The sequence below is a fragment of the Streptomyces sp. NPDC026659 genome (assembly GCF_040638245.1).
Lineage (GTDB): Bacteria > Actinomycetota > Actinomycetes > Streptomycetales > Streptomycetaceae > Streptomyces.
In genome coordinates this window covers 236,434-254,965 of record NZ_JBEZXY010000007.1, presented here as the reverse complement: position 1 = coordinate 254,965, position 18,532 = coordinate 236,434, and the positions used below count along the sequence as shown (strand labels likewise).

General features: G+C 71.4%; 20 protein-coding genes and 1 pseudogene. 4 read left to right on the top strand and 17 right to left on the bottom strand.

What is annotated here, in order from left to right; translation table 11 throughout:
- Positions 1–51 precede the first annotated feature (51 nt).
- Positions 52–1,971, bottom strand: coding sequence for a hypothetical protein (locus tag AB0E91_RS19595; RefSeq protein WP_361783076.1), 1,920 nt, complete (start codon positions 1,969–1,971; stop codon positions 52–54).
- 30 nt (positions 1,972–2,001) lie between these two features.
- Positions 2,002–2,520 carry a tetratricopeptide repeat protein gene (locus AB0E91_RS19590; RefSeq protein ID WP_361783073.1) on the bottom strand — a complete coding sequence of 173 codons (519 nt, stop codon included), beginning with the start codon at positions 2,518–2,520 and terminating at the stop codon, positions 2,002–2,004.
- A 140-nt stretch (positions 2,521–2,660) separates the two neighbouring features.
- Here AB0E91_RS19590 and AB0E91_RS19585 point away from each other — a divergent pair, with 140 nt between their 5' ends.
- Complete coding sequence (locus AB0E91_RS19585) at positions 2,661–3,065, top strand: hypothetical protein (RefSeq protein ID WP_361783070.1); 405 nt, start codon at positions 2,661–2,663, stop codon at positions 3,063–3,065.
- A gap of 110 nt (positions 3,066–3,175) precedes the next feature.
- On the opposite strand, the gene AB0E91_RS19580 is transcribed toward AB0E91_RS19585, so the two are convergent.
- The 6 genes from AB0E91_RS19580 to AB0E91_RS19555 all read right to left on the bottom strand — a co-directional run bounded on the left by AB0E91_RS19580 (position 3,176) and on the right by AB0E91_RS19555 (position 8,641).
- The gene (locus tag AB0E91_RS19580) at positions 3,176–4,747 is read right to left on the bottom strand and encodes a DUF1996 domain-containing protein (RefSeq protein ID WP_361783067.1); all 1,572 of its coding nucleotides are present in this window, start codon (positions 4,745–4,747) and stop codon (positions 3,176–3,178) included.
- Between the two features lie 190 nt (positions 4,748–4,937).
- On the bottom strand, positions 4,938–5,624 hold the full coding sequence (locus AB0E91_RS19575) for a winged helix-turn-helix domain-containing protein (RefSeq protein WP_361783064.1): 687 nt from the start codon (positions 5,622–5,624) through the stop codon (positions 4,938–4,940).
- A 121-nt stretch (positions 5,625–5,745) separates the two neighbouring features.
- A complete protein-coding gene (locus AB0E91_RS19570; protein WP_272919052.1) occupies positions 5,746–5,868 on the bottom strand; it encodes a hypothetical protein in 123 nt (40 codons plus the stop codon).
- A 272-nt stretch (positions 5,869–6,140) separates the two neighbouring features.
- Complete coding sequence (gene glnII, locus AB0E91_RS19565; RefSeq protein ID WP_361783061.1) at positions 6,141–7,172, bottom strand: glutamine synthetase; 1,032 nt, start codon at positions 7,170–7,172, stop codon at positions 6,141–6,143.
- Between the two features lie 247 nt (positions 7,173–7,419).
- The gene (locus AB0E91_RS19560) at positions 7,420–8,142 is read right to left on the bottom strand and encodes a hypothetical protein (protein ID WP_361783058.1); all 723 of its coding nucleotides are present in this window, start codon (positions 8,140–8,142) and stop codon (positions 7,420–7,422) included.
- 130 nt (positions 8,143–8,272) lie between these two features.
- Positions 8,273–8,641 carry an ArsC/Spx/MgsR family protein gene (locus AB0E91_RS19555; protein ID WP_361783055.1) on the bottom strand — a complete coding sequence of 123 codons (369 nt, stop codon included), beginning with the start codon at positions 8,639–8,641 and terminating at the stop codon, positions 8,273–8,275.
- Positions 8,642–8,876: 235 nt separating this feature from the next.
- Between AB0E91_RS19555 and AB0E91_RS19550 the strand changes: the two genes are divergently transcribed.
- A complete protein-coding gene (locus tag AB0E91_RS19550; protein ID WP_361783052.1) occupies positions 8,877–9,191 on the top strand; it encodes a hypothetical protein in 315 nt (104 codons plus the stop codon).
- Between the two features lie 49 nt (positions 9,192–9,240).
- Here the strand turns inward: AB0E91_RS19550 and AB0E91_RS19545 are convergent, their stop codons facing one another.
- The 3 genes and pseudogenes from AB0E91_RS19545 to AB0E91_RS19535 form a co-directional block, all read right to left on the bottom strand.
- Positions 9,241–9,840, bottom strand: coding sequence for an SMI1/KNR4 family protein (locus AB0E91_RS19545; RefSeq protein ID WP_361783049.1), 600 nt, complete (start codon positions 9,838–9,840; stop codon positions 9,241–9,243).
- 35 nt (positions 9,841–9,875) lie between these two features.
- Positions 9,876–11,105, bottom strand: a complete 1,230-nt coding sequence (locus AB0E91_RS19540) for an aminoglycoside phosphotransferase family protein (RefSeq protein WP_361783046.1) — start codon at positions 11,103–11,105, stop codon at positions 9,876–9,878.
- A 65-nt stretch (positions 11,106–11,170) separates the two neighbouring features.
- Positions 11,171–11,512 (bottom strand): annotated as a pseudogene (locus AB0E91_RS19535) (alpha/beta fold hydrolase); the annotation flags it as partial.
- A gap of 84 nt (positions 11,513–11,596) precedes the next feature.
- On the opposite strand from AB0E91_RS19535, the gene AB0E91_RS19530 reads away from it, so the two are divergent.
- Positions 11,597–12,478 carry an alpha/beta hydrolase gene (locus AB0E91_RS19530; protein WP_361783043.1) on the top strand — a complete coding sequence of 294 codons (882 nt, stop codon included), beginning with the start codon at positions 11,597–11,599 and terminating at the stop codon, positions 12,476–12,478.
- Positions 12,479–12,550: 72 nt separating this feature from the next.
- Here AB0E91_RS19530 and AB0E91_RS19525 read toward each other — a convergent pair whose 3' ends face one another.
- The 3 genes from AB0E91_RS19525 to AB0E91_RS19515 form a co-directional block, all read right to left on the bottom strand.
- Entirely contained in the window at positions 12,551–13,147 is a 597-nt protein-coding gene (locus tag AB0E91_RS19525) for a hypothetical protein (RefSeq protein ID WP_361783040.1), read from the bottom strand.
- 13 nt (positions 13,148–13,160) lie between these two features.
- Positions 13,161–14,081 carry a zinc metalloprotease HtpX gene (gene htpX / locus AB0E91_RS19520; protein ID WP_361783037.1) on the bottom strand — a complete coding sequence of 307 codons (921 nt, stop codon included), beginning with the start codon at positions 14,079–14,081 and terminating at the stop codon, positions 13,161–13,163.
- A gap of 96 nt (positions 14,082–14,177) precedes the next feature.
- Positions 14,178–15,683: a hypothetical protein gene (locus AB0E91_RS19515; protein ID WP_361783034.1), complete on the bottom strand. Its 1,506-nt coding sequence runs from the start codon at positions 15,681–15,683 to the stop codon at positions 14,178–14,180.
- A 230-nt stretch (positions 15,684–15,913) separates the two neighbouring features.
- On the opposite strand from AB0E91_RS19515, the gene AB0E91_RS19510 reads away from it, so the two are divergent.
- Complete coding sequence (locus AB0E91_RS19510) at positions 15,914–16,507, top strand: hypothetical protein (RefSeq protein ID WP_361783031.1); 594 nt, start codon at positions 15,914–15,916, stop codon at positions 16,505–16,507.
- Between the two features lie 83 nt (positions 16,508–16,590).
- Here the strand turns inward: AB0E91_RS19510 and AB0E91_RS19505 are convergent, their stop codons facing one another.
- The 3 genes from AB0E91_RS19505 to AB0E91_RS19495 all read right to left on the bottom strand — a co-directional run bounded on the left by AB0E91_RS19505 (position 16,591) and on the right by AB0E91_RS19495 (position 18,527).
- Complete coding sequence (locus tag AB0E91_RS19505; RefSeq protein ID WP_361783028.1) at positions 16,591–17,409, bottom strand: class I SAM-dependent methyltransferase; 819 nt, start codon at positions 17,407–17,409, stop codon at positions 16,591–16,593.
- Between the two features lie 15 nt (positions 17,410–17,424).
- Positions 17,425–17,604, bottom strand: coding sequence for a hypothetical protein (locus AB0E91_RS19500; protein WP_361783025.1), 180 nt, complete (start codon positions 17,602–17,604; stop codon positions 17,425–17,427).
- Positions 17,605–17,652: 48 nt separating this feature from the next.
- A protein-coding gene (locus tag AB0E91_RS19495; protein ID WP_361783022.1) for an IS5 family transposase occupies positions 17,653–18,527 on the bottom strand; the annotation gives its coding sequence in 2 pieces (ribosomal slippage) (positions 17,653–18,134 and positions 18,134–18,527; 876 coding nt in all).
- Between the last annotated feature and the right edge of the window lie 5 nt (positions 18,528–18,532).

The following is an 18,532-nucleotide window of genomic DNA, read 5'->3' as shown; positions in this document are numbered from 1 at the left end:
ACCCCTGGGACGGAGCTTGTTGACCACTCCGTCAGCAAGCGTGCGGGCCGCTCACCCGAGCCCGTTGATCTCCCGCCCGCTCGTCAGCGTCCCCTTGAGGTCGGCCTGCGCGCCGCGCTCGGCGGGCGCCGCCAGCAGCCGCCCCGTTCCCTCGGCCTTGACCCCGCCGGTCGCGCGGACCGAGCCGACGTCCTCGCTGCCCGCCGCGAGCAGATACCAGGCGCCCGTACCGGACTTCCACAGCACCCCGGCCAGCACCCGAGGTTCACGCGGACCGCACGCCGTGGTGTCCGTCGCCTTGGCCACGACCGCCCCGGCCGCCCCGCCCGGCGTACGGAACTGGGCGAGAGCCGCCGTGCCGTCACCGCGCCAGGTCTCCGCCCGGGTGCAGACCCAGGTGCCGTTCCCGCCCGCGTCCGGCAGCGCCTGCTCGGCGTACGCCCACGCGTTCACCTCGCGGATGCCGGCCGAGCGCTCGGCGCCCAGCGAGCAGGCGAACGGCGCCCAGTCCCGTAGCCCCTCCGCGCCGGACGCCTCCTCGGACGCGCCCGGCCGCCCGGCGGTCAGGTGCGCGGGGACCAGCTCACCGAGGTCGGTGGCGAGCCGGGTGCCGGTGCGGTCGGTCAGCTGGAGCACGCTCCACGAGGTGCAACTCCCGGTGCGCAGCACGGGACTGGCCAGCGGGGAGGTCACGCCGTCGGTGACGGTGAGCGCGTGGGGCGCCGACTCCGGCTTGGTCAGGTCGCGTTCGGAAGCCTTCTTCACCCAAGGAGCCGTCAGATAGCGGACGTTGCCGTCGGCGCGGCCGAGCACCAGCGCGCTCGACTCGGCGCGGTCCGCGCCGTCCACCCGGGCGAAGTCGAGGGCGGCACCCTCGGTGCCGTCCACCGGCTCGGCGTAGCGGGCGATCCGCAGACCGTCGTAGAGGATCACCACCCGGGCCGCGTCCACCTGCCCCGCGTACAGCAGTTGGGGCGGTCCGGCGGGGCCGCCGGTCTGAGTGCCGGGGGTCGCCGAGACGCGCACGGTGGCGCCGGGGCGGGCCCAGACCGCCAGCGCGCGGCGCAGCAGGTCCTTGTCGCCGGTGAGCGGGCCGCGCGCGGGCCACACCGAGAAGTCGGTGCGCGCCGAGGTCCTCCAGGCCGCCGGGGTCACCCGGGTGAGCCTGGCCGGGTCCAGGGCGGCCTCGGCGGCCGGGTTGGCCGCGTACGACGGCGCGGCGGCACCCTCGGGGCCCCAGCCGCCACCGGGCATCGCCACCAGCGCGCAGGCCACCAGGAGCGCGGCGCCCGCCGCGAGCGCCGCCTTGGTGTGCTGGCGGCGCCGCATCAGATCGGTGGGGCGCGCCTGGAGCGAGCAGGCGTCGAACTCCGGTGAGGACAGCAGCGCGTACTGCGCGGGGACGCCGCTCGCCTCGGACAGCGCCGACTCCACGCGGGTCACCCCGGCGGACTTGAGGACCCTGCGCACGTCGTCGTCCGCGAGCCCCTCCAGGCCGCGCAGCACGTAGGCGGCGCGGGCCGGGGCAGACAGGGCCGACAGCCGCTGTTCCAGGGCGAGTTCATGGGCGCCGCCGGAGCGGGGGAAGAGCCTGAGGCCCCACGCCCGGGGCAGCAGAGCGGGCAACTGCGAGCGCTTCGGCAGCCCCTTGCGCGGCCGGCACGCCTCCAGGGCGGAGCGCAGCACCCGCTCCCGGACGAAGCCGTACGCCGGGTCGCCGTCCCGCCCCGACGCCTGCGCCGGGATCAGGGAACGCTGCTTGCGCCCCGTCGGCAGCGCCCGCTGGGCCAGCGCGTGAGCGGTCAGCACCCGGCGCCCGCGCCCCAGTTCGGGCGGCAGCACCAGATAGGCGAGCCGGACCAGCCGCGGGTAGTGCTCGACGAGCGCGGCCTCGGCCTGCTCGACATCGGCGGCGGGACCCCGGCCCCCGTGGGCGGGCGCGTGACGCTGGGCTACATCCTGTGACTGCACATCGGGGAGAACGAGCGAAACGCCCGCGGGTTACCGCCGGGCGGGTGACGTGGGCACCAGAGCCCGCGCGTAGTTCGCCATCGAGCGCTGGTAGCGCGGCAGATGCGGGGCGAGCGCGCCGAGCACGAGCGAGAGCCCCTCGCGGTCCCGGCCCACACTGGACAGGCACAGCGCGAGGCAGGCCCGTACGGCGTCGTCCAACTCGTCCGACTGTGCGTTGAGTTCAGGCGTGAGGAGTCGTACGCCCTCCTCCGCCTGACCGGTGTTGCGCAGGGAACTGGCGAGCTGGATCGCGGTCCGGCGGGCCCGGTACGGGCTCACCTCGCGCAACCCCCGCTCCAGCGCCTCCCGGTACAGCGGCACCGCCTTGTCGGAGTGGCCGGTGGAGTCCCAGGCGCACGCCTCCTCGAAGGGGGCGAGCGGGCTGCCGTCCGGCAACTCGGCGGTCAGCGCGGCGATTTCGGCGCGGAAAGCGGGTGCCTCCTCCTCGGGACGGTCCGCGAAACCGGCCCAGAGGGTGTCCACGCGCTCTTCCCAGTCCTTGTTCACCGCGTCACCCTCGCACAAGTGATCCGCTTTCGCACCGGATTTGAGCGGTGCGGCGCCCGCAGCCGTATCCGTCGGTACGGGCCCCCTCGCCGGGGGCCCCGTGCGGCATGTGGCGTACCAGGACCGGAGGAGCAGTGCAGATGAAGGTGACGAGGGCGGCGCTCGCCGCGTCGGGTGCCGCGGTGGCCCTACTGGCGCTTGCGGGCTGTGGGTCCGGACCGCAGGAGAAGAAGGTGCCGGTGACGGCGACCGGCAGCCTGGAGAGCCTGGCCGCCGAGGTCAAGTGCACCCCGGACATGCAGACCGACGCCGACGAGATCCGGCAGGCGCTGTGCAAGAACAAGGACGGCAAGTTCGTCCTGGCCACCTTCGCCACCGACCGCGGCCAGCGCGAGTGGATCAACGACGCGAAGGACTACGGCGGTTTCTACCTCGTCGGCCGCAAGTGGGTGGCCGTCGGCGAGGACGGCACGGTCAAGGCGCTGCGCGGGACGCTCGGCGGGGACCTCGAGGTGGGCACCGACCACCACGCGCACACCGGCTGAGACAGCGGATACGCGGGAAGCCGGAAGGGCGGACAACGGCGAAGGCCGGTGACGGGGTGGGGCCCGTCACCGGCCTTTACTCGTGTTCCCCGGGTGGGGGGATCAGGGGATCACGAGCAGTTCTGACCGCGGTTGACGCAGTTGGCGATCTTGTTGGCGAGATTGCCCTGGGTGATGCTGATGAAGTCGTCGTGGTCCGTCGAAGCCTTGTGCAGCTGCTCCGGGAAACCGTCCACGGCGTACGCGTTCTTCACCTGGCCGTTGGCCAGGGTGGGCGGCGTGATGTTGTAGACGAGACGCATCGTCAGCTGCGGGATCGCCTTGAAGCCGTTCTGGCAGTTGCCGTTGGCGTCGGCGAAGGCCACGTGGGTGCGGTGGTTGGCGCTGTCGGTGTTCTGGCCGTCCCAGCAGCTCTGGAAGGCGAACGTGCGCACGACCTTGCTGCCCTGCGGGCAGATCGGGTACTGCTCCGTCAGCTGGACCTTGTTCTCGAACCCGGTGCAGCTCCAGTGGGCGTTGGCGTTGGCCAGACCGTTGGTGGTGGTCTTGGCGTCACCGGTGATGATCCGCAGGAACTGCGGCATCGCGACGACCTTGCCGGTGGGGCTGCCGACGTACTTGATCTGCGCCTGGACGGGCGTCAGGATCTTGCCGACGTTGCCCTCCTTGCCGCCGCCGTCGTTGTTCTGGTCGAAGTCCTGGGAACCGTCCTGGACCCGGACGACCGGCCAGTAGTACGACGACAGGTCGCTCTTGTTCTGGCAGCTGCTGCCGCCCTGGAGGAACGTGTCGTTGCTGGCGAAGGCGTCGATCTTCTGGTTGCCGACGTAGTCGTGCAGGTGGTGCGCGCCGTTCTTCACGCCGGGCGCCACGATGACGTTGTCGGTGTTGTGGTTCTTGTTGGCGTTCACACCGCAGCGCGTGGTGAAGGTGCCCCGCGAGGCGTTGCCGCTGTTGCGCGGCTTGGCCTTCACGTTCGGCTGGACCTTGGTGATGTCCACGAAGTCGGCCGCGACGGGGCCGTTGCCGGCCTGGCCGCCGATGCCGCCCTGCTGACCACCGTTGCCGGCCTGGCCGCCGTTGTTCTGACCGCCGCCCTGCTGGCCGTTCTGGCCGTTCTGGTTCTGGCCGCCGTTGTTCTGCTGGCCACCGTTCTGGCCGCCCTGCTGCTGGCCGCCGTTCTGGCCACCGGGGGTGGTCTGGTCGGCGGGCGTGCCGGTGCAGTTGGCCAGGGTGTCCAGATCGCCGGGGGCGGTACCGCCCACGCGGGTGATCTCCAGCTTGATCCGGTCCAGGATGTTCTGGCGGCGCTCCTTGAGCGGCTGGAGGATCGTGTTCTGGACGAAGCTCGCGTCGCGGGTCTGGGCGTCGCGGGTGGTCGCCAGGCGCTGGTAGGCCTCGGTGATCTGGCGGTCCAGGTTGGCCAGTTCGCCGTCCACGTCCTTGCGGGCCTGGTTCGGCACGTTGGTGAGCTTCTGGCCGACGTCGGGGCAGGAGATGGTCGCGACCTGGGCGGCGGCGGCCTTGGTCGAGTTGCCTCCCCACTTGCCACCGTTGCTCTCGTGTGCGGAGGCGTAGAAGTTCGCCCAGATAAGCCCGCCCCCACCGAGCGCTAGGGCCGCCGATGCGGCGGTGACCTTAACGGCCAGCGGCGTACGGCGTTTACGTGTGTTGCGTCCCATGGAACTCCTCTGACTTCCTTGCGGGGCAGCATCGAGGCGCCCGACAGGAGTGAAGCGGCGTCCATCCATACGGACGCCGCCTCAGAGGTGTTCAGCCTTCTCACAAATAATTCAGAGAACTACCCCGACTGGGGGCATCAAATACCCCCTGAGCAGCGGGAGTTGATTTTTTCTCCCGCTCGGTTCCCGCTCAGCTCCCGGTCGGCGGAATGTACTTGTAGCCGACGCGGCGCACCGTCTGGATGGTGTGCCGGTGAATGCCCAGCTTGCGGCGCACTCGGGCGATGTGCACGTCGACGGTGCGGCCGTCGCCGACATGGCCGTACCCCCACACGGTGGTGACCAGCTGGTCGCGGGTGTGCACCCGGTGCGGGTGCGCCACCAGGTGGGCCAGCAGCTCGAACTCCAGGTAGGTGAGGTCGAGTTCGCGGCCCTCCACGGAGGCGGTACGGCGCGTGGGGTCGATCCGCACCAGCGGGGCGCCCTCGGCGGGGGCGGGCCGGTCGGGGACGGCCTGGTCGAGGACGGTCCGGTCGGGGACCGTGACCGGGGCGAACGGCGGGCGCTGGTCGGCCGGTACGAGGACCAGATAGCCGATCATCGGCGGGCGCCCGGGGAGGTCGGGCACGGTGTGCGGCGGCGCGGGCAGCCAGGTCGCCCCCGGCGGCAGCAGGTCCGCGACGGTGGTCCCGGGGTGCTCGGCGCCGGCCGGGTGGGCCGGGGCCCACGCCTCGTCCCGGTCGACGGCCCGCAGCCGGTGCCGGGCGCCGTTCGCGGGGAGCGGGGCGGAACGGGGCGTCGTCGGGGCGGAGGCCAGAGGACCGGAGAGGGGAGTGGCGAGGGGAGTGGCGGTGGACTGAGGACGGTGGGTCGCCATGAGAGGTCAGCTCTTTCGCGCGAGGAATGCGTCGGACAGGGCGACGGCCGCGATTCGTGGTTGGGCGCGCCTCGGGACGTTCGTCGTGTCGCGCGGGTGCCTGGAGGCCGGGGTTACGGCTTCAGAAGGCCCGCGCGGTGCTCGCGCGGCAACACACCCGGTCGAAGTCGTCGTGCTGACGGGAAGGCCAGAAGGGCTCCAGGTCATGGCGACCCGTCGCGGTGTTCTGCTGGAAGCTGGCCATGTGCCCATTGAAGCAGAATCGGGCGCCGGGCAGGAGGCGTCTCTCACTGGTCGGACGGCTTGCCGGCGGGTTGTTGGCCGGATTCGGCCACCGTTCACCTGGGGCGGGGTGGTGGTGCGCGGGGTGGGGCGTACGGGCGTACCCCGGAGCACGTCTCAGTCCGTGGACGGGGAGGCGGCGCATGGTGGGGCGGGGCTCGGTGGACCCCGTAACGCGCGGACGGGCGCCCGCCGTGTCGGCGGGCGCCCGTCCGGGACGGTGATGCGGTCGGATCAGACCTGGCCGGCCTTCTCCAGGGCGGAGCAGCAGGTGTCCACCATCAGGCGGGTCACCACGTACGGGTCGACGTTGGCGTTGGGACGGCGGTCCTCGATGTAGCCCTTGCCGTCCTTCTCGACCTGCCACGGGATGCGGACCGAGGCGCCGCGGTCCGAGATGCCGTAGCTGTACTCGTTCCACGGGGCGGTCTCGTGCAGACCGGTGAGGCGGTCGTCGATGCCCGCGCCGTAATTCTTGACGTGGTCCATCGGCTTGGAGCCCTCGCCGAGCGACTCGCACGCGGTGATGATCGCGTCGTAGCCCTCGCGCATGGCCTTGGTGGAGAAGTTGGTGTGCGCGCCCGCGCCGTTCCAGTCGCCCTTGACCGGCTTGGGGTCGAGGGTCGCGGTGATGCCGAAGTCCTCGGCGGTGCGGTAGAGCAGCCAGCGGGCGACCCACAGCTGGTCGGAGACCTCCAGCGGGGCGAGCGGGCCGACCTGGAACTCCCACTGGCCGGGCATGACCTCGGCGTTGATGCCGGAGATGCCGAGACCGGCCTTCAGGCAGTTGTCCAGGTGGGCCTCGACGATGTCGCGGCCGAAGATCTCGTCGGCGCCGACACCGCAGTAGTAGCCGCCCTGGGGGGCCGGGAAGCCGTTCTCCGGGAAGCCGAGCGGGCGGGTGCCGTCGAAGAAGGTGTACTCCTGCTCGATGCCGAAGATCGACTCCTGCGCGGCGAACCGCTCGGCGACCTCGGCCAGCGCGGCACGGGTGTTGGACGCGTGCGGCGTCATGTCGATGTCGAGGACCTCGCACAGCACGAGGATGTCGTCGCCGCCGCGGATCGGGTCCGGGCAGGTGAAGACCGGCTTGAGCACGCGGTCCGAGGCGTGGCCCTCGGCCTGGTTGGTGGAGGAGCCGTCGAAGCCCCAGATCGGCAGCGCATCGAGACCGGCCGGAGCACCCGCGATGATCTTCGTCTTGGAACGCAGCTTGGCCGTCGGCTCGGTGCCGTCGATCCAGATGTACTCAGCCTTGAAGGTCACGGGGCCACTTCCTCCGGGGGTGGGTCGGTCTGCGGGCAGACTGCCAACGGGCGATTTCCCGTCCGTTGCCCTTGTGTGAACCCCGTGTTACCTGAGGCTTTTTGTGGTGTGGCTCACCTTGTGGGGTGTTCGGGTGGGATGCCGGGTCGCTCCCGCGGTCCCGGGACGAGTCGGTCCCCGGACAAGCCGGTCCCGCTGTTCGTGGCCGCGAACAGCGGGACCTGGTTCTCGTCGGTCGGGTGTCCCCTTATCCCACCTTCTCGATCACGGCGCGGCGGATGAGGAACTTGCCCGGCTCCCGCACCTGCTCGAACGCCTCGTTGTTGAGCAGGACGCAACTGCCGGACACCGACGTGACCTTGACGGTGGTCGACTTGTTGTTGTCCAGGTTGGTGACCTTGAGGGTCGTACCCGCCGGGAACTGGTTGCTGGACGCGGCCGGGGCGCCGCCCTCACCCGAGAGCGTGACGGTGGAGCCGTTGCAGACCTGCTGACCGGAGGCCGCGGCGCCGCCGGCGTTGTTGCCGCCGGCCTGCGCGGGCGGGGTGCTCTGCTGAGCTCCACCGGCCTGCTGGTTGCCCTGCTGAGCGTTGCCCTGCTGGTTCTGCTGGCCCTGCTGGTTGCCCTGCGCCGCCTGGGAGCCCTGAGCCGACTCCCCAACGGCGCATCCGGCAGCCTTCTGCTGGACCTTGATCTGCGCGATGACCGCCTCACGGTTGGCGATCCGGGCGTTGGACTGCGCGTCCGGGTTCGCCTTCTGGTCGGCGATGAACTTCTGGTTGTTGCCGAGTGCCGTGGCGAAGCCCTGGCAGACGGTCGAGTCCGCCGCCGACGACAGCGTCTTGGCGTCCTTCGGGGTCTGCGCGGCGTTGGAGGTGGTGGCCAGCGCGAAGGCACCACCACCCGCCACCGCCGCCGCACTGACGAGCAGCGCGATCTTCTTCTTGGTGTCGAGTCTCCTGCGCGACATCCGCGCCTCCTGCGAGGTAGGGGAGCGTACGCCGCTATGTACGGGCGCCCGGACGCCGTTACTCAGCGGTTACCGAAGCATCCCAAGTAACGTACGTCACACGGGAGTTGAGTTACGCCTGTTATGGGCGTCACCCCCGGCTCCGCCGCACGGCCTCCCGTACGGCCTCCTCCGTCCGCCCCACCAGCGCGGTTCCGTCGTCGGCGGTGATGATCGGCCGCTGAATCAGCCGAGGATGCGCCGCGAGCGCGGCCACCCACCGCTCCCTCGCCCCCGCGTCCCGCGCCCACTCCCCGACCCCCAACTCCTTCGCCTCCGCCTCCTGAGTCCGCGTGATGTCCCACGGCTCCAGCCCCAGCCGCTCCAACACCTCCCGAATCTCCCCCTCACCGGGCGCGTCCTCCAGATACCGCCGCACGGTGTACCCGGTCTTCTCGGCATCCAGCACGTCGAGAGCGCTGCGGCACTTGGAACAGCTCGGGTTGATCCAGATCTCCATGGGGGTCACGGTACGCGGGGCGGGCAAGCAGCTTCCCGTGTTGAAGTTGTTCGATTCTCTCGCGTCGCCGCGAGTGACGTGCGACATCGGCGTGACGGGTGGCAAATCCCCAGCTCATCCGGCAATTTCGGCTGCTCTGCGGACTCCTGAATGTCAGTGCCCGGCAGTAGAATTGGAGCAGTGTTCGAGAGTGCGTGCCGGGGTCTCCGGTAGGCGCTCTGATCGCGACAGGAGGATGCCCGTGCCCGCTGCCGCCGCTCTGAAGAACAAGCCGTCACCCACCCAGTCCACCGCCAGGCGCGCCGTGCCGCTCGACTCGCCGTACGCACCGGTGGCGAAGAGCCCGCTGCCGGCCGGGCAGCCGCGCGAGTGGTACGTCACGCACAACCGGCGCCTGAAGGCCATGCGCCTGGCCATAGCCCTGCTCGACTCCGGCGTCTACCGCCCGACCCAGGCCCGCGACGCCACCATCCGCCGCACGGCCGAGAAGCTCGGCGTCCACCCGCCGTCCGCGACGACGTGCCGGATGGTGCGGGCGCTGATGCGATAGGTGAGTGGGGGGCGCCGGTGCCTTGGGGGTTGCGGCGCCACCCCTTCTGTCACCCTTTCTGCCACCGGTTCAGGATCTCCGCGTTGGGGATGAAGCGCGTCCTGTCCTCGGGGGCGACGATGTCGTCGACGTCGGTGAAGTAGGGCGACGGGGTCGTACCGGCAAGCACCTCCAGCAGGAACTCGCTGCACGACACCGGGTGGAATTCCCACAGGGGTCCGCGGCCCTCGTTGAGGACGACGGTCCAGTCGTCCGGGTCGGTGCCGGGGCGGATCAGCCAGTAGAGGAAGTGGCCCGCGCCCTCCGCGTATCCCCACGGCACCAGCCGGGCACTGTCCTCGTCCAGCTCCGGCGGACGCCTCTCGCCCGCCGCCCACAGCTCCGTGAGGATCTCTTCACGGTCCGTGGTCTGGGCGACCAGGTCGTACATCGCCTCGGGGCAGCCGGGTTGCAGGAGCCATATGAGGTCGCCGAAGAGGCCACCGCCGTAGGTTTGTACGAGCTGCTTGTAGTCGGCGGGGAGGGGGACGCCCAACGTCTGCTCCACGGCGGGCCATTCCACGTTCCGGCCGCCGCCGGGCGGGGGAGGGCAGAGGTCCGTGAGCGGGGCGATGTGGCGCAGGGGCTGGGCGCTGTGAGTGTGGGACATGCTGCCCACCTTGCCCCATGCCGACCCCCGCCCCCTCAGCTCAGCAGCGCGCCCACGTACGCCTCCAGTCGCCCGCTCAGCACCTCGGGCGTCAGGTCCGTCCGCCCCAACTCGCGCCACGGATCGGCCATTTTCGCCGCGTCGGGGACGTACGCGAGCGCGTCGAGCAGGCGCCAGTACAGGTGATCCGGGCCGTCCGCGAGGCCGTGGCCGCCCTGGCGTTCGTACCGCGCCCGGAAGGCCAGGCCGTGCTCCGGGCCGTGCAGCAGTGCCAGGGCCGTCGAGCAGTGGGCCACGTCCAGGTCGGCGGGGCCCCAGGAGGTCTCCACCCAGTCCACGACCCCGCTGATGCGCGGCTCCGCGTCCTCGCCGGTGAACAGCACGTTCCCGGGGTGGTAGTCCCGATGCAGGAAACGGCCCTGGTGTGACGGAGGTTCGCGCTCGATCACCTTCACCGCCCGTTCCCACACCCCACCGGACACCGCGGCCCGTACGCGCTCCGGCGAGGTCCACGCCTCGTAGGTGCGCGGTCGTCGTTCCGGTACGACCGCGTGGATACGGACCAACTGCGCGGCGAGCAGGTCCAGTACGGCGGGGTCCGGCGCCTCCACGCGAAGCCTCCCGGGCAGCTTGGTCATCAACAGGGAAGGGTGGTCGCAGTGTTGACCGGAGGCGTCGACGGCGATCAGGCCCGGCGCCGGGATACCGGCCTCGTCCGCCAGCAACTCCAGTACGGCCGCCTCCCGCGACAGCAACGCGGGTGCGTGCCGCCGGTAGAAGGGCTTCACGAAGGACCGCAGGACAAGTTCCGTCCCGTCGTCCAGGCCGAGCGCGCGCATCCGGGACGACCAACCACCCCGCAGCGGACGGGAGTCCACGACCTTCCGCCCCTCCGGAAGCCGTTCGCCCGTCCATGCCCGGGTCGCCGACCAGCCCCCTTCCTCCAGCCCCTCCAACAGGAGTCCCGCCAACTCCCCGCAGTCCTCCGGATGATCTCGGAACCACAGCCCCAACCGGTGCTCGGCATCCGGCAGTTCGAAGCGCGTGTATTGCGCCCGCGTCGCCAGCGCGTCCTGTACCGCCTCCGTCACGGCCCCCGGGATCACCGCGTCCGTCCCCGGCACCACCAGCACCGCCCGCCCCTCGTACGACCGCAACACATCGAGGGCGGGGGAGGCGCGCCAGCTGTCCGGGGTGCGGAGGATCTCGGTGAAGCGGCCGTCACCCGCGCCGAAGGGCACGTCCCAGGCGTCGGGGGCGTACACCGCGGGCGCGCCCAGGCCGAGGGCGGTGACCCGGGGGCCGTAGTGCCGTAGTGCCGTACAAGGTCCGCCACCGTCTGGCCGCTCATGCTGAAGCCGACGAGGATCAGCGGGGAGTCCGCCGGGGCGTGGGCGTCGATCACCGCGATCGCCTGCTCGTACCGGCGGCGCAGGCTCAACTCCGCGAGGGCGCCCGTGCTGTCGCCGTGGCCGGAGAAGTCGAAGGCCAGGGTGTGGCAGCCCCGTGCGGCGAACTCCGCGGCCAGTGGCAGGAGCCGGGCCTTGCTCCCGGTGCCCGCGCCGTGCAGCAGGACGGCGGTCGCTCGGCCCGGCGTCGTCCCGGCGCACACGACACCGAGCCGTTCGCCGTCGCAGGTGAATTCATGGTCGTCCAGGGAGAGTTCGCGCATGCGGGCCATTCACGCACACCTCGGCATCGCCGCGCGCCGGGAATCCCGGTGCGTCCTCCCGGCCGGGACTGGCAAGATCCCCGTATGCCGATTGCCGCCGTGTCGCCCGAAGTGTCCCTCGCCTACGACAGCTTCGGCGACCCCGGTGACCCTCCTGTCCTGCTGGTGACGGGCTTCGGCGCCCAGATGATCGCCTGGCACGAGGACTTCTGCCGCGCGCTGGCGGAGCGCGGCCGCTATGTGATCCGGTACGACAACCGAGACAGCGGACTGTCGACCACGTTCGACGAACACCCCGTGGACGTCGGCGAGTTCGTCGCCGCCGTCAGCTCGGGAGACATCCCCGCCGCCCTCGCGATGATCCCCTACCGGTTGCAGGACATGGCGGACGACGGCCTCGGCCTGCTCGCCGCGCTCGGCATCGAACGCGCCCACGTGGTCGGGGCGTCGATGGGCGGGATGATCGCCCAGACGATGGCCCTCACCCGGCCGGAACGGGTGCTGACGCTGACGTCGATGATGTCCTCGACCGGCGAGAGCGAGTACGGCCGTCCCAGCCCCGAGGCCCAGGCGGTGCTGTTCGGCCCGAAGCCGCAGGGCCGCGAGGAGTACATCGCGGCGGCGGAGCGGGAACTGGTCTGGGCGTCCAGGCGCTACGGCGACCCCGCCGCCCTCCGGGAGCTGGCGGCCCGGAGTTACGACCGCGCCCACTACCCCGCCGGAGCCGGGCGGCAGCTCGGAGCGATGATCCTCAGCGGCTCACGCGCGGACGCCCTCCGCGAGCTCCGCGTGCCGACCCTGGTGATGCACGGTCTCGACGACACGCTGATCGACGTCAGCGGTGGGCGGCGCACCGCGGAGCTGGTGCCCGGCGCGAGGCTCCTCCTCGTCCCCGACATGGGACACGACCGCCCACGCGAGCTGTGGCCCGAGATCATCGACGCCCTCGTGGAGCACACCGGCTGAACGGGGCTGCTGCCGCGAAGGCACTCGGCTGGTGCGAGGGCACTCGGCTGATGCGAAGGCACCCGGCGCCCCTCAGCCCCCCATCCCCGGCGCGTCCCACAACGGGAACCACCGCGACTTGTCCGGCTCCATGCGCAGGTCGTTCTCCAGCGCCGACGCCAGTTGCAGTTCCATCGCGTTGTCGCGCGACTGGCGCCCGGCGTGGGTGCACAGGGGGTAGAAGCTGCCGCGTTTGTAGAGGTAGACGAGGGCGAGGGAGCGGTCGTCGGTGGGGTTGTCGCGGGTGAAGGTGACCAGGGAGCACAGGAGCTGGGGGCCGAAGCCGTTGGCCTCCATGGAGCTGTTGACCGCGTGCAGGTCGTTGACCAGTTCGGGGAGCTGGTCGGGGGCGCGGCGGGAGACGAGCCAGGAGTAGCCGTACGCGTCCTGGACCAGCTCCACCCGGGGCCCGGTGCGGTCGGTGTCCGCGTCGAGGAGTGCCCGCACCTCGCGGTGGGTCTGCTGGAAGGCCGCGCCCTCGACCGTCGCGAAGCACACCGCGCCGGTGCCGGTCGGAGTGAACCCCGACACCACCTGCAGCGTCACCGCCGCCGACGGCAGCCCGAACAGCCGGTCCAGATCCGGCGGCACCGGCTTCGTACGCCCCAGCAGAATGTCCAGCAGCCCCATGCCCTGGCCGTCCTCAGGCCGCCGACTCGGGGGTCGCCGCCTCGCCCAGCTCCGCCGAGATCCGGCCCAGCTGCTCCAGCCGCTGTTCCAGCGTCGGGTGGGTGGAGAAGAACCGCTCGATGCCGGGCTCCTTGCCGGTCGCCGGGGTGAAGTAGAACGCGTTGAACGCCTGCGCCGTCCGCAGGTCCTTCGTCGGGATACGGGCGATGTCCCCGGAGACCTTGGTGAGCGCCGACGCCAGTGCCGAGGGACGGCCGGTCAGCTGCGCGGCCGCGCGGTCGGCGGCCAGCTCGCGGTAGCGGGAGAGTGCGCGGATCAGCAGGAAGCTGATCGCGTACACCGCGACCGAGACGCTGATCACCGCGGCGAACACGGCAGCCGTGTTCTGGTCCCGGCGGCCCGCGCCGAACAGCGACGAGTAGAAGGCGAACCGGACGATCAGACCCGCGAGCACCCCGAGGAACGACGCGACCGTGATCACGGCGACGTCCTTGTGCGCCACGTGCGACAGCTCGTGCGCGAGTACGCCCTCCAGTTCGGCGGGCTCAAGGCGCCGTAGGAGTCCCGTGGTCACACAGACCACGGCGTGATCCGGGTTCCGCCCGGTCGCGAACGCGTTCGGCATGTCCATGGACGACACGGCCACCACGGGCTTCGGCATGTCGGCCATCGCGCACAGCCGGTCCACCACCGCGTGCAGCTCGGGATACTCCTCCGGCTCCACGACCCGCCCGTGCATCGCGAACATCGCGATCTTGTCGGAGAACCAGAACTGCGCCACGAACAGCGCACCCACCAGCACCACGACCAGCAGCCACGACTTCAGCAGCACGATCAGCGCGGCCACGAACCCCACGTACAGCAGGCCGAGCAGAAACAGCGTGACCGTCATCCGCACGGTCAGCCGCCGGTCGCTCCGGAAGCGGCTCCGCATCTCGCATCACCCCGCACTCAGCGCCCTGTGCTGTCCAGTGTGCACCCGGGGTGGGCCATGGGGGAGCCGCGATACGACCCGGAACCGGCAAAACCGTCAAGCGGTCGCTTCCCGTCGTGAAGTGGGCGCGTCCAGCCCGAGAACGGGCGCGTCCAGCCTGAGAACGGGCGATTCCAGCCCGAAGGCAGGCACGTTCAGTCCGCGGGCGGGCGCGTCCAGGAGCAGCCGGGCCCGCTCCAGCAGCCCGGCGACCTCCGGCGCCGACCGGTCGCGTGCCCCCCAGCGCAGCACCCGCCGTACGACCGACTCGGCCCGCGCCCGCAGCCGTACGTCCCCGTCCCCGCATTCGAGCAGCGCCACCGCCGCCCGCAGCCGGGCCGGCTCGCCCCGCGCGTCCAGCAGCCGCCACGCCGACACCCGCTCACGCCGGGGCCGGTCCGCGTCCAGCCGCCGCAGCAGCCACTCCTCGGGCAGCGCCTCGGTGGACGGCAGCAGCGCGAGGGTGGCCTCGCGGACGACGCCGGGCGCGGGATCGTCCAGCAGTCGCCGCATCCGCTGCACGTCCGTCACGTCCAGCACCCGCAACCCCGCCACGGCCCGCGCCCGCACCCCCGCCTCCGGGTGGTCCAGCAGCGGCCACAGCAACCCGGCGTCCGCGCGCTGCCCGCACTCCGCGAGGCCGATGGGGGCGCCGACCGGGGGCGCGGGGTCGGCACAGCGCGCCCGGTACCAGGGCAGCGGGTCGCCCCCGAGCTGCCGTACGACATACCGCGCACAGGCCCGCACCAGCGCGGAGCGGTCCGCGAGGAACTCCTCGGCCCGCTCCAGCCGTCCCAGCCGCCGCAGCCCGGTGACCCCGGCGCCCCGGACACGGGGAGCGCGGGCGCCGAGCAGGACGTCCACCACGTCCGCGTCCGCCACGGCGGCGAGCGCCGCATCCGCACACAGCCCCTGTACGACCGCGTCGTCGTCCCGCGCCGCGGCCCGGGCCAGCTCGACAGCGGAGAGGCGGCCCTCCTCCACGCCCAGCCGGTACGCGAACCGGCGCGCCGTACGATCACCGGACGCCAGCAGAGCCCCCGGCCCCTCCCGGCGCAGCACCTGTTCGAGCAGCCCGAGGGCGAAGTCCCCCCGCTGCCGGTCGGCCAGCCGCAGCACCAATGGCGCGAGCCGTACGGCGGCCTCCGCGTCCAGCGCCTCGACGAGCAGCTCCCGCGCCCGCTCCCGCACGGGCCCGGCCCAGTCGGCACACCGCACCACCACCAGCGGAAGCAACGCGGGCCGCCCCCCGGCCCGCTCCAACGCCCGCTGCCGTATCCGCCCGTCCTGACGGCAGAGCACCAGCGCGAGACCGGCGTCACTCAGCGGCCCACCCGAGTCCAGCGCGGCCAACACCCGCGACGCGGCACCGTGTTCCCACGCGACCCCGTAGTCATCCGGCCGGTACCACTCCTCCTCGCCCCGGACCCGACGATCCCACTCCACCCAGTCCTCCGGCCCGCCACTCCCGAACAGCCGCTCCGCCTCACCGGTCCCCACCCGCATCCGCCGCTCTCCCTCTTCCCGGCCGACGACGGCAACGCCGCCCCCCGAAGACTGCATGGTTCGGGCAATGATCGTCGCCGCTGGCCCTGGGATCATCACCCCGCTGTGTCAGATCGCGACTACGACTCAAGGTGGTTGATCTCGTGAGACTGAGCCGTGTGACGCTTGCTGTGGCTGCCGGGGCGCTGGCTCCGGCGTTGCTGTTAGCGACGCCCTCCTTTGCCGCCGGTGCTTCGTCGGCGGGGGCCGTCGTCGTGACGGCCCAAGTGGGCTCACCGTACGACGACATGGACGACGACGATCTGCGCGTTGCGATCGTCAGCCTGCTCGCCGACCCCGACAGTGGTCAGCGAGTGAAGCAGGAGATCAACGCGCTGCTGGACCGCGACGATCCGGCGGAGATGCGGGCCTGGCTGGAGACGGGATACCCGCTGGCCCAGGCCGAGGACGACCGCGTCGCCATCGTCAGCCTGCTTGCCAACCCTGCCAGCGGTCAGCGGGTGAAGCAGGAGATCAACGGGCTCCTGGACCGCAGAAACCCGGCCGAGATCCGCGCCTGGCTGGAGACGGGGTACGCGCTGGCCCAGGCCGAGGACGACCGGGTGGCCATCGTCAGCCTGCTTGCCGACCCCGACAGCGGCCGACGGGTGAAGCGTGAGGTCAACGGGCTCCTGGACCGCAGAAACCCGACCGAGATCCGCGCCTGGCTGGAGACCGGCTACCGGCTCGCCCAGGCCGAGGACGACCGCGTCGCCATCACCACGATCCTCGCCGCCCCCGGCACCAGCCCCGCCCTGCGCGCCGCCGCGAACGCGGCCCTGAACGACGGCACCCCGGAGGCCCTGCGCCACTTCCTCGAAGTCGGCCGGTACGAGGTCTGAGAAGGACCAGCGGCGGACATGGGTGTGCCCCCGGCTCCGGACTCGGAGACGGGGGCACACCCGTTCTGGTGTGACGGAGGAGGTCACAAGCGGCACACGAGTACGCCGCCCAGGCAGGTGATCCGGAAGGCGCCGTGCCGCGCCAGGTGGTCGACGAGGATGGCGCGGGCCCTGTCGATGGTGTCCTGGAAAGGGACGTCGTGCTGGTCGGCCCAAGCCCGGTAAGAGGCCATGTGCGCGATGACGGGCTCGGGGTCGTGAACGGTGATGGTGCCGGGCAGCTCGATCGTCTCGATGCGGCCGAACGCTTGCCCAAGGAAGACAGGTGCCCTCTCCAGGGAGAAACGGGCGCTCAGGGAGATGCGCGCCGGATCGCGTTTCGTTCCGAGGACCTCGGCGGCGGCCCGCTGCCAGAGGTCGTCCAGCTCGGACTTGTCCCGGTCGCTGTTGGTCGAAGCGATGACCAGCCCGTCGTCGACGACGACACGGGACAGCTCCCGCACCGCCTGCGCGATGTCGGCGACGTGGTACAGCATGTGCATCGCCAGAGCGGCATCGGTGCTGTTCGTGGCGAGGGGCAACGTGGTCGCATCCGCCACGGCGACCGGGCCGGGTACGCCGGAGACGATGCCGGGCGCGATGTCGAGGCCCAGCAGTGTCAGGTCCGGCCTTTCCGCACGGAGCCGCCGGATGAACTTCCCGTTGCCGCAACCGACATCGACCACCCGGCCGCGCATGCCGCGCAGCTTCTCGGCCACGATGCCGGGCAAGTCGTAGCGAGGCGTCTGCCACCGGTAGAGAGACTGGCGGGCCGCGAGATCCCGGTCACTGCTGTAGGCGCTCCGGGCGAGACGGTCCCGGTCGGTGACGGCGGCGGCGTGTGCGGCGGACTGGTCGGTCACGGCGGCGGCTCCCGGTCATGGGGCGGTGGTCGAGGCCGCGAGGACGGCCGTGTGCTGGAGTCGTTCGCGCAAGTGGGCGGCCTGCGCCGTCCCAACGTACTGCGGGCCCTTGAGGTCGCGGCCCAGGTCGGTGATCCGGCGCACGATGCTGGCCGACATGCGCTCGGGGGCGGAGCCGAGAACGTACTCCAGCATCACTTCCGTGCCCTCCAGGTCATCTAGGGCGTGTTGTGAAAGTGCTGGTCACAGCCACTTGTTGAGGACTGCGATCAGCACAGTCGTCTCGTAGCGGACGGCGAGTTTGTCGTATCTCGTGGCGACCGCGCGATGGCGCTTGAGTCGATTGATGCCGCACTCGATCGCGTGCCGCTGTTTGTAGTCGGTCTTGTCGAACTTCGGCGGTCGGCCGCCTCGGGAGCCGAGCTTCTGCCGGTTGCGGACTCGGTCCGCAGGGACCGGGATCGTCGCTTTGATACCGCGTCTACGCAGGTAGGCGCGGTTCTTGCGGGAGTCGTATGCCTTGTCGGCCCGCACTCGGTCCGGTCGCTTGCGCGGCCGCCCGATGACCAGCCGCGGCACTCTGATCGCTTCCAGGACCGGCTCGAACTGCGGGGAATCACCTCGCTGACCGGCCGTGATCACCACCGACAGCGGCTTCTGCCCCTGCTCGATCGCCAGGTGGATCTTGCTGGTCAGCCCGCCGCGGGACCGTCCGAGTCCGTGGTCGGCCGGTTCGTCGAAGAGTCCGCCGGGCGGCTCCTTCTGGAGATCCCCCTTTTCGCCGCCTCGGCGGCGTGCTGGTGGGCCCGGCAGGCCGTGGGGTCGACGTTCACGTCCCAGGTGACCAGACCCTTCGCTTCCCCCTCGGCCTGGAGCTGGGTGACGATCCGGGCCCAGGTACCGCTCCTCTGCCAGCGCTGGAACAGGTCATAGGACCAGTCCCACGGCCCGTAGCGTCCCGGCACGTCCCGCCACGGGGCACCAGTCCGCGTCCGCCACCGTATGCCGTTTATCAACTGCCGCCGCGTCCACACCGGCGGGCGGCCCGGCTTGATGCCTGAAGGCAGCAACGGCTCAAGCCGGGCCCACTGGCCGTTCGTCAGATCCCCACGTCCCACGACAG

What these genes read in the sequence shown, in the direction of transcription:
- AB0E91_RS19585 (WP_361783070.1), top strand. Translation starts at nt 2,661, where the DNA reads ATGAAGGTGACGAGGGCGGCGCTCGCCGCGTCGGGTGCCGCGGTGGCC.
- AB0E91_RS19580 (WP_361783067.1), bottom strand. Translation starts at nt 4,747, where the DNA reads ATGGGACGCAACACACGTAAACGCCGTACGCCGCTGGCCGTTAAGGTC.
- AB0E91_RS19575 (WP_361783064.1), bottom strand. Translation starts at nt 5,624, where the DNA reads ATGGCGACCCACCGTCCTCAGTCCACCGCCACTCCCCTCGCCACTCCC.
- AB0E91_RS19570 (WP_272919052.1), bottom strand. Translation starts at nt 5,868, where the DNA reads ATGGCCAGCTTCCAGCAGAACACCGCGACGGGTCGCCATGACCTGGAG.
- AB0E91_RS19560 (WP_361783058.1), bottom strand. Translation starts at nt 8,142, where the DNA reads ATGTCGCGCAGGAGACTCGACACCAAGAAGAAGATCGCGCTGCTCGTC.
- AB0E91_RS19555 (WP_361783055.1), bottom strand. Translation starts at nt 8,641, where the DNA reads ATGGAGATCTGGATCAACCCGAGCTGTTCCAAGTGCCGCAGCGCTCTC.
- AB0E91_RS19550 (WP_361783052.1), top strand. Translation starts at nt 8,877, where the DNA reads ATGCCCGTGCCCGCTGCCGCCGCTCTGAAGAACAAGCCGTCACCCACC.
- AB0E91_RS19545 (WP_361783049.1), bottom strand. Translation starts at nt 9,840, where the DNA reads ATGTCCCACACTCACAGCGCCCAGCCCCTGCGCCACATCGCCCCGCTC.
- AB0E91_RS19530 (WP_361783043.1), top strand. Translation starts at nt 11,597, where the DNA reads ATGCCGATTGCCGCCGTGTCGCCCGAAGTGTCCCTCGCCTACGACAGC.
- AB0E91_RS19525 (WP_361783040.1), bottom strand. Translation starts at nt 13,147, where the DNA reads ATGGGGCTGCTGGACATTCTGCTGGGGCGTACGAAGCCGGTGCCGCCG.
- htpX (WP_361783037.1), bottom strand. Translation starts at nt 14,081, where the DNA reads ATGCGGAGCCGCTTCCGGAGCGACCGGCGGCTGACCGTGCGGATGACG.
- AB0E91_RS19515 (WP_361783034.1), bottom strand. Translation starts at nt 15,683, where the DNA reads ATGCAGTCTTCGGGGGGCGGCGTTGCCGTCGTCGGCCGGGAAGAGGGA.
- AB0E91_RS19510 (WP_361783031.1), top strand. Translation starts at nt 15,914, where the DNA reads ATGGACGACGACGATCTGCGCGTTGCGATCGTCAGCCTGCTCGCCGAC.
- AB0E91_RS19500 (WP_361783025.1), bottom strand. Translation starts at nt 17,604, where the DNA reads ATGCTGGAGTACGTTCTCGGCTCCGCCCCCGAGCGCATGTCGGCCAGC.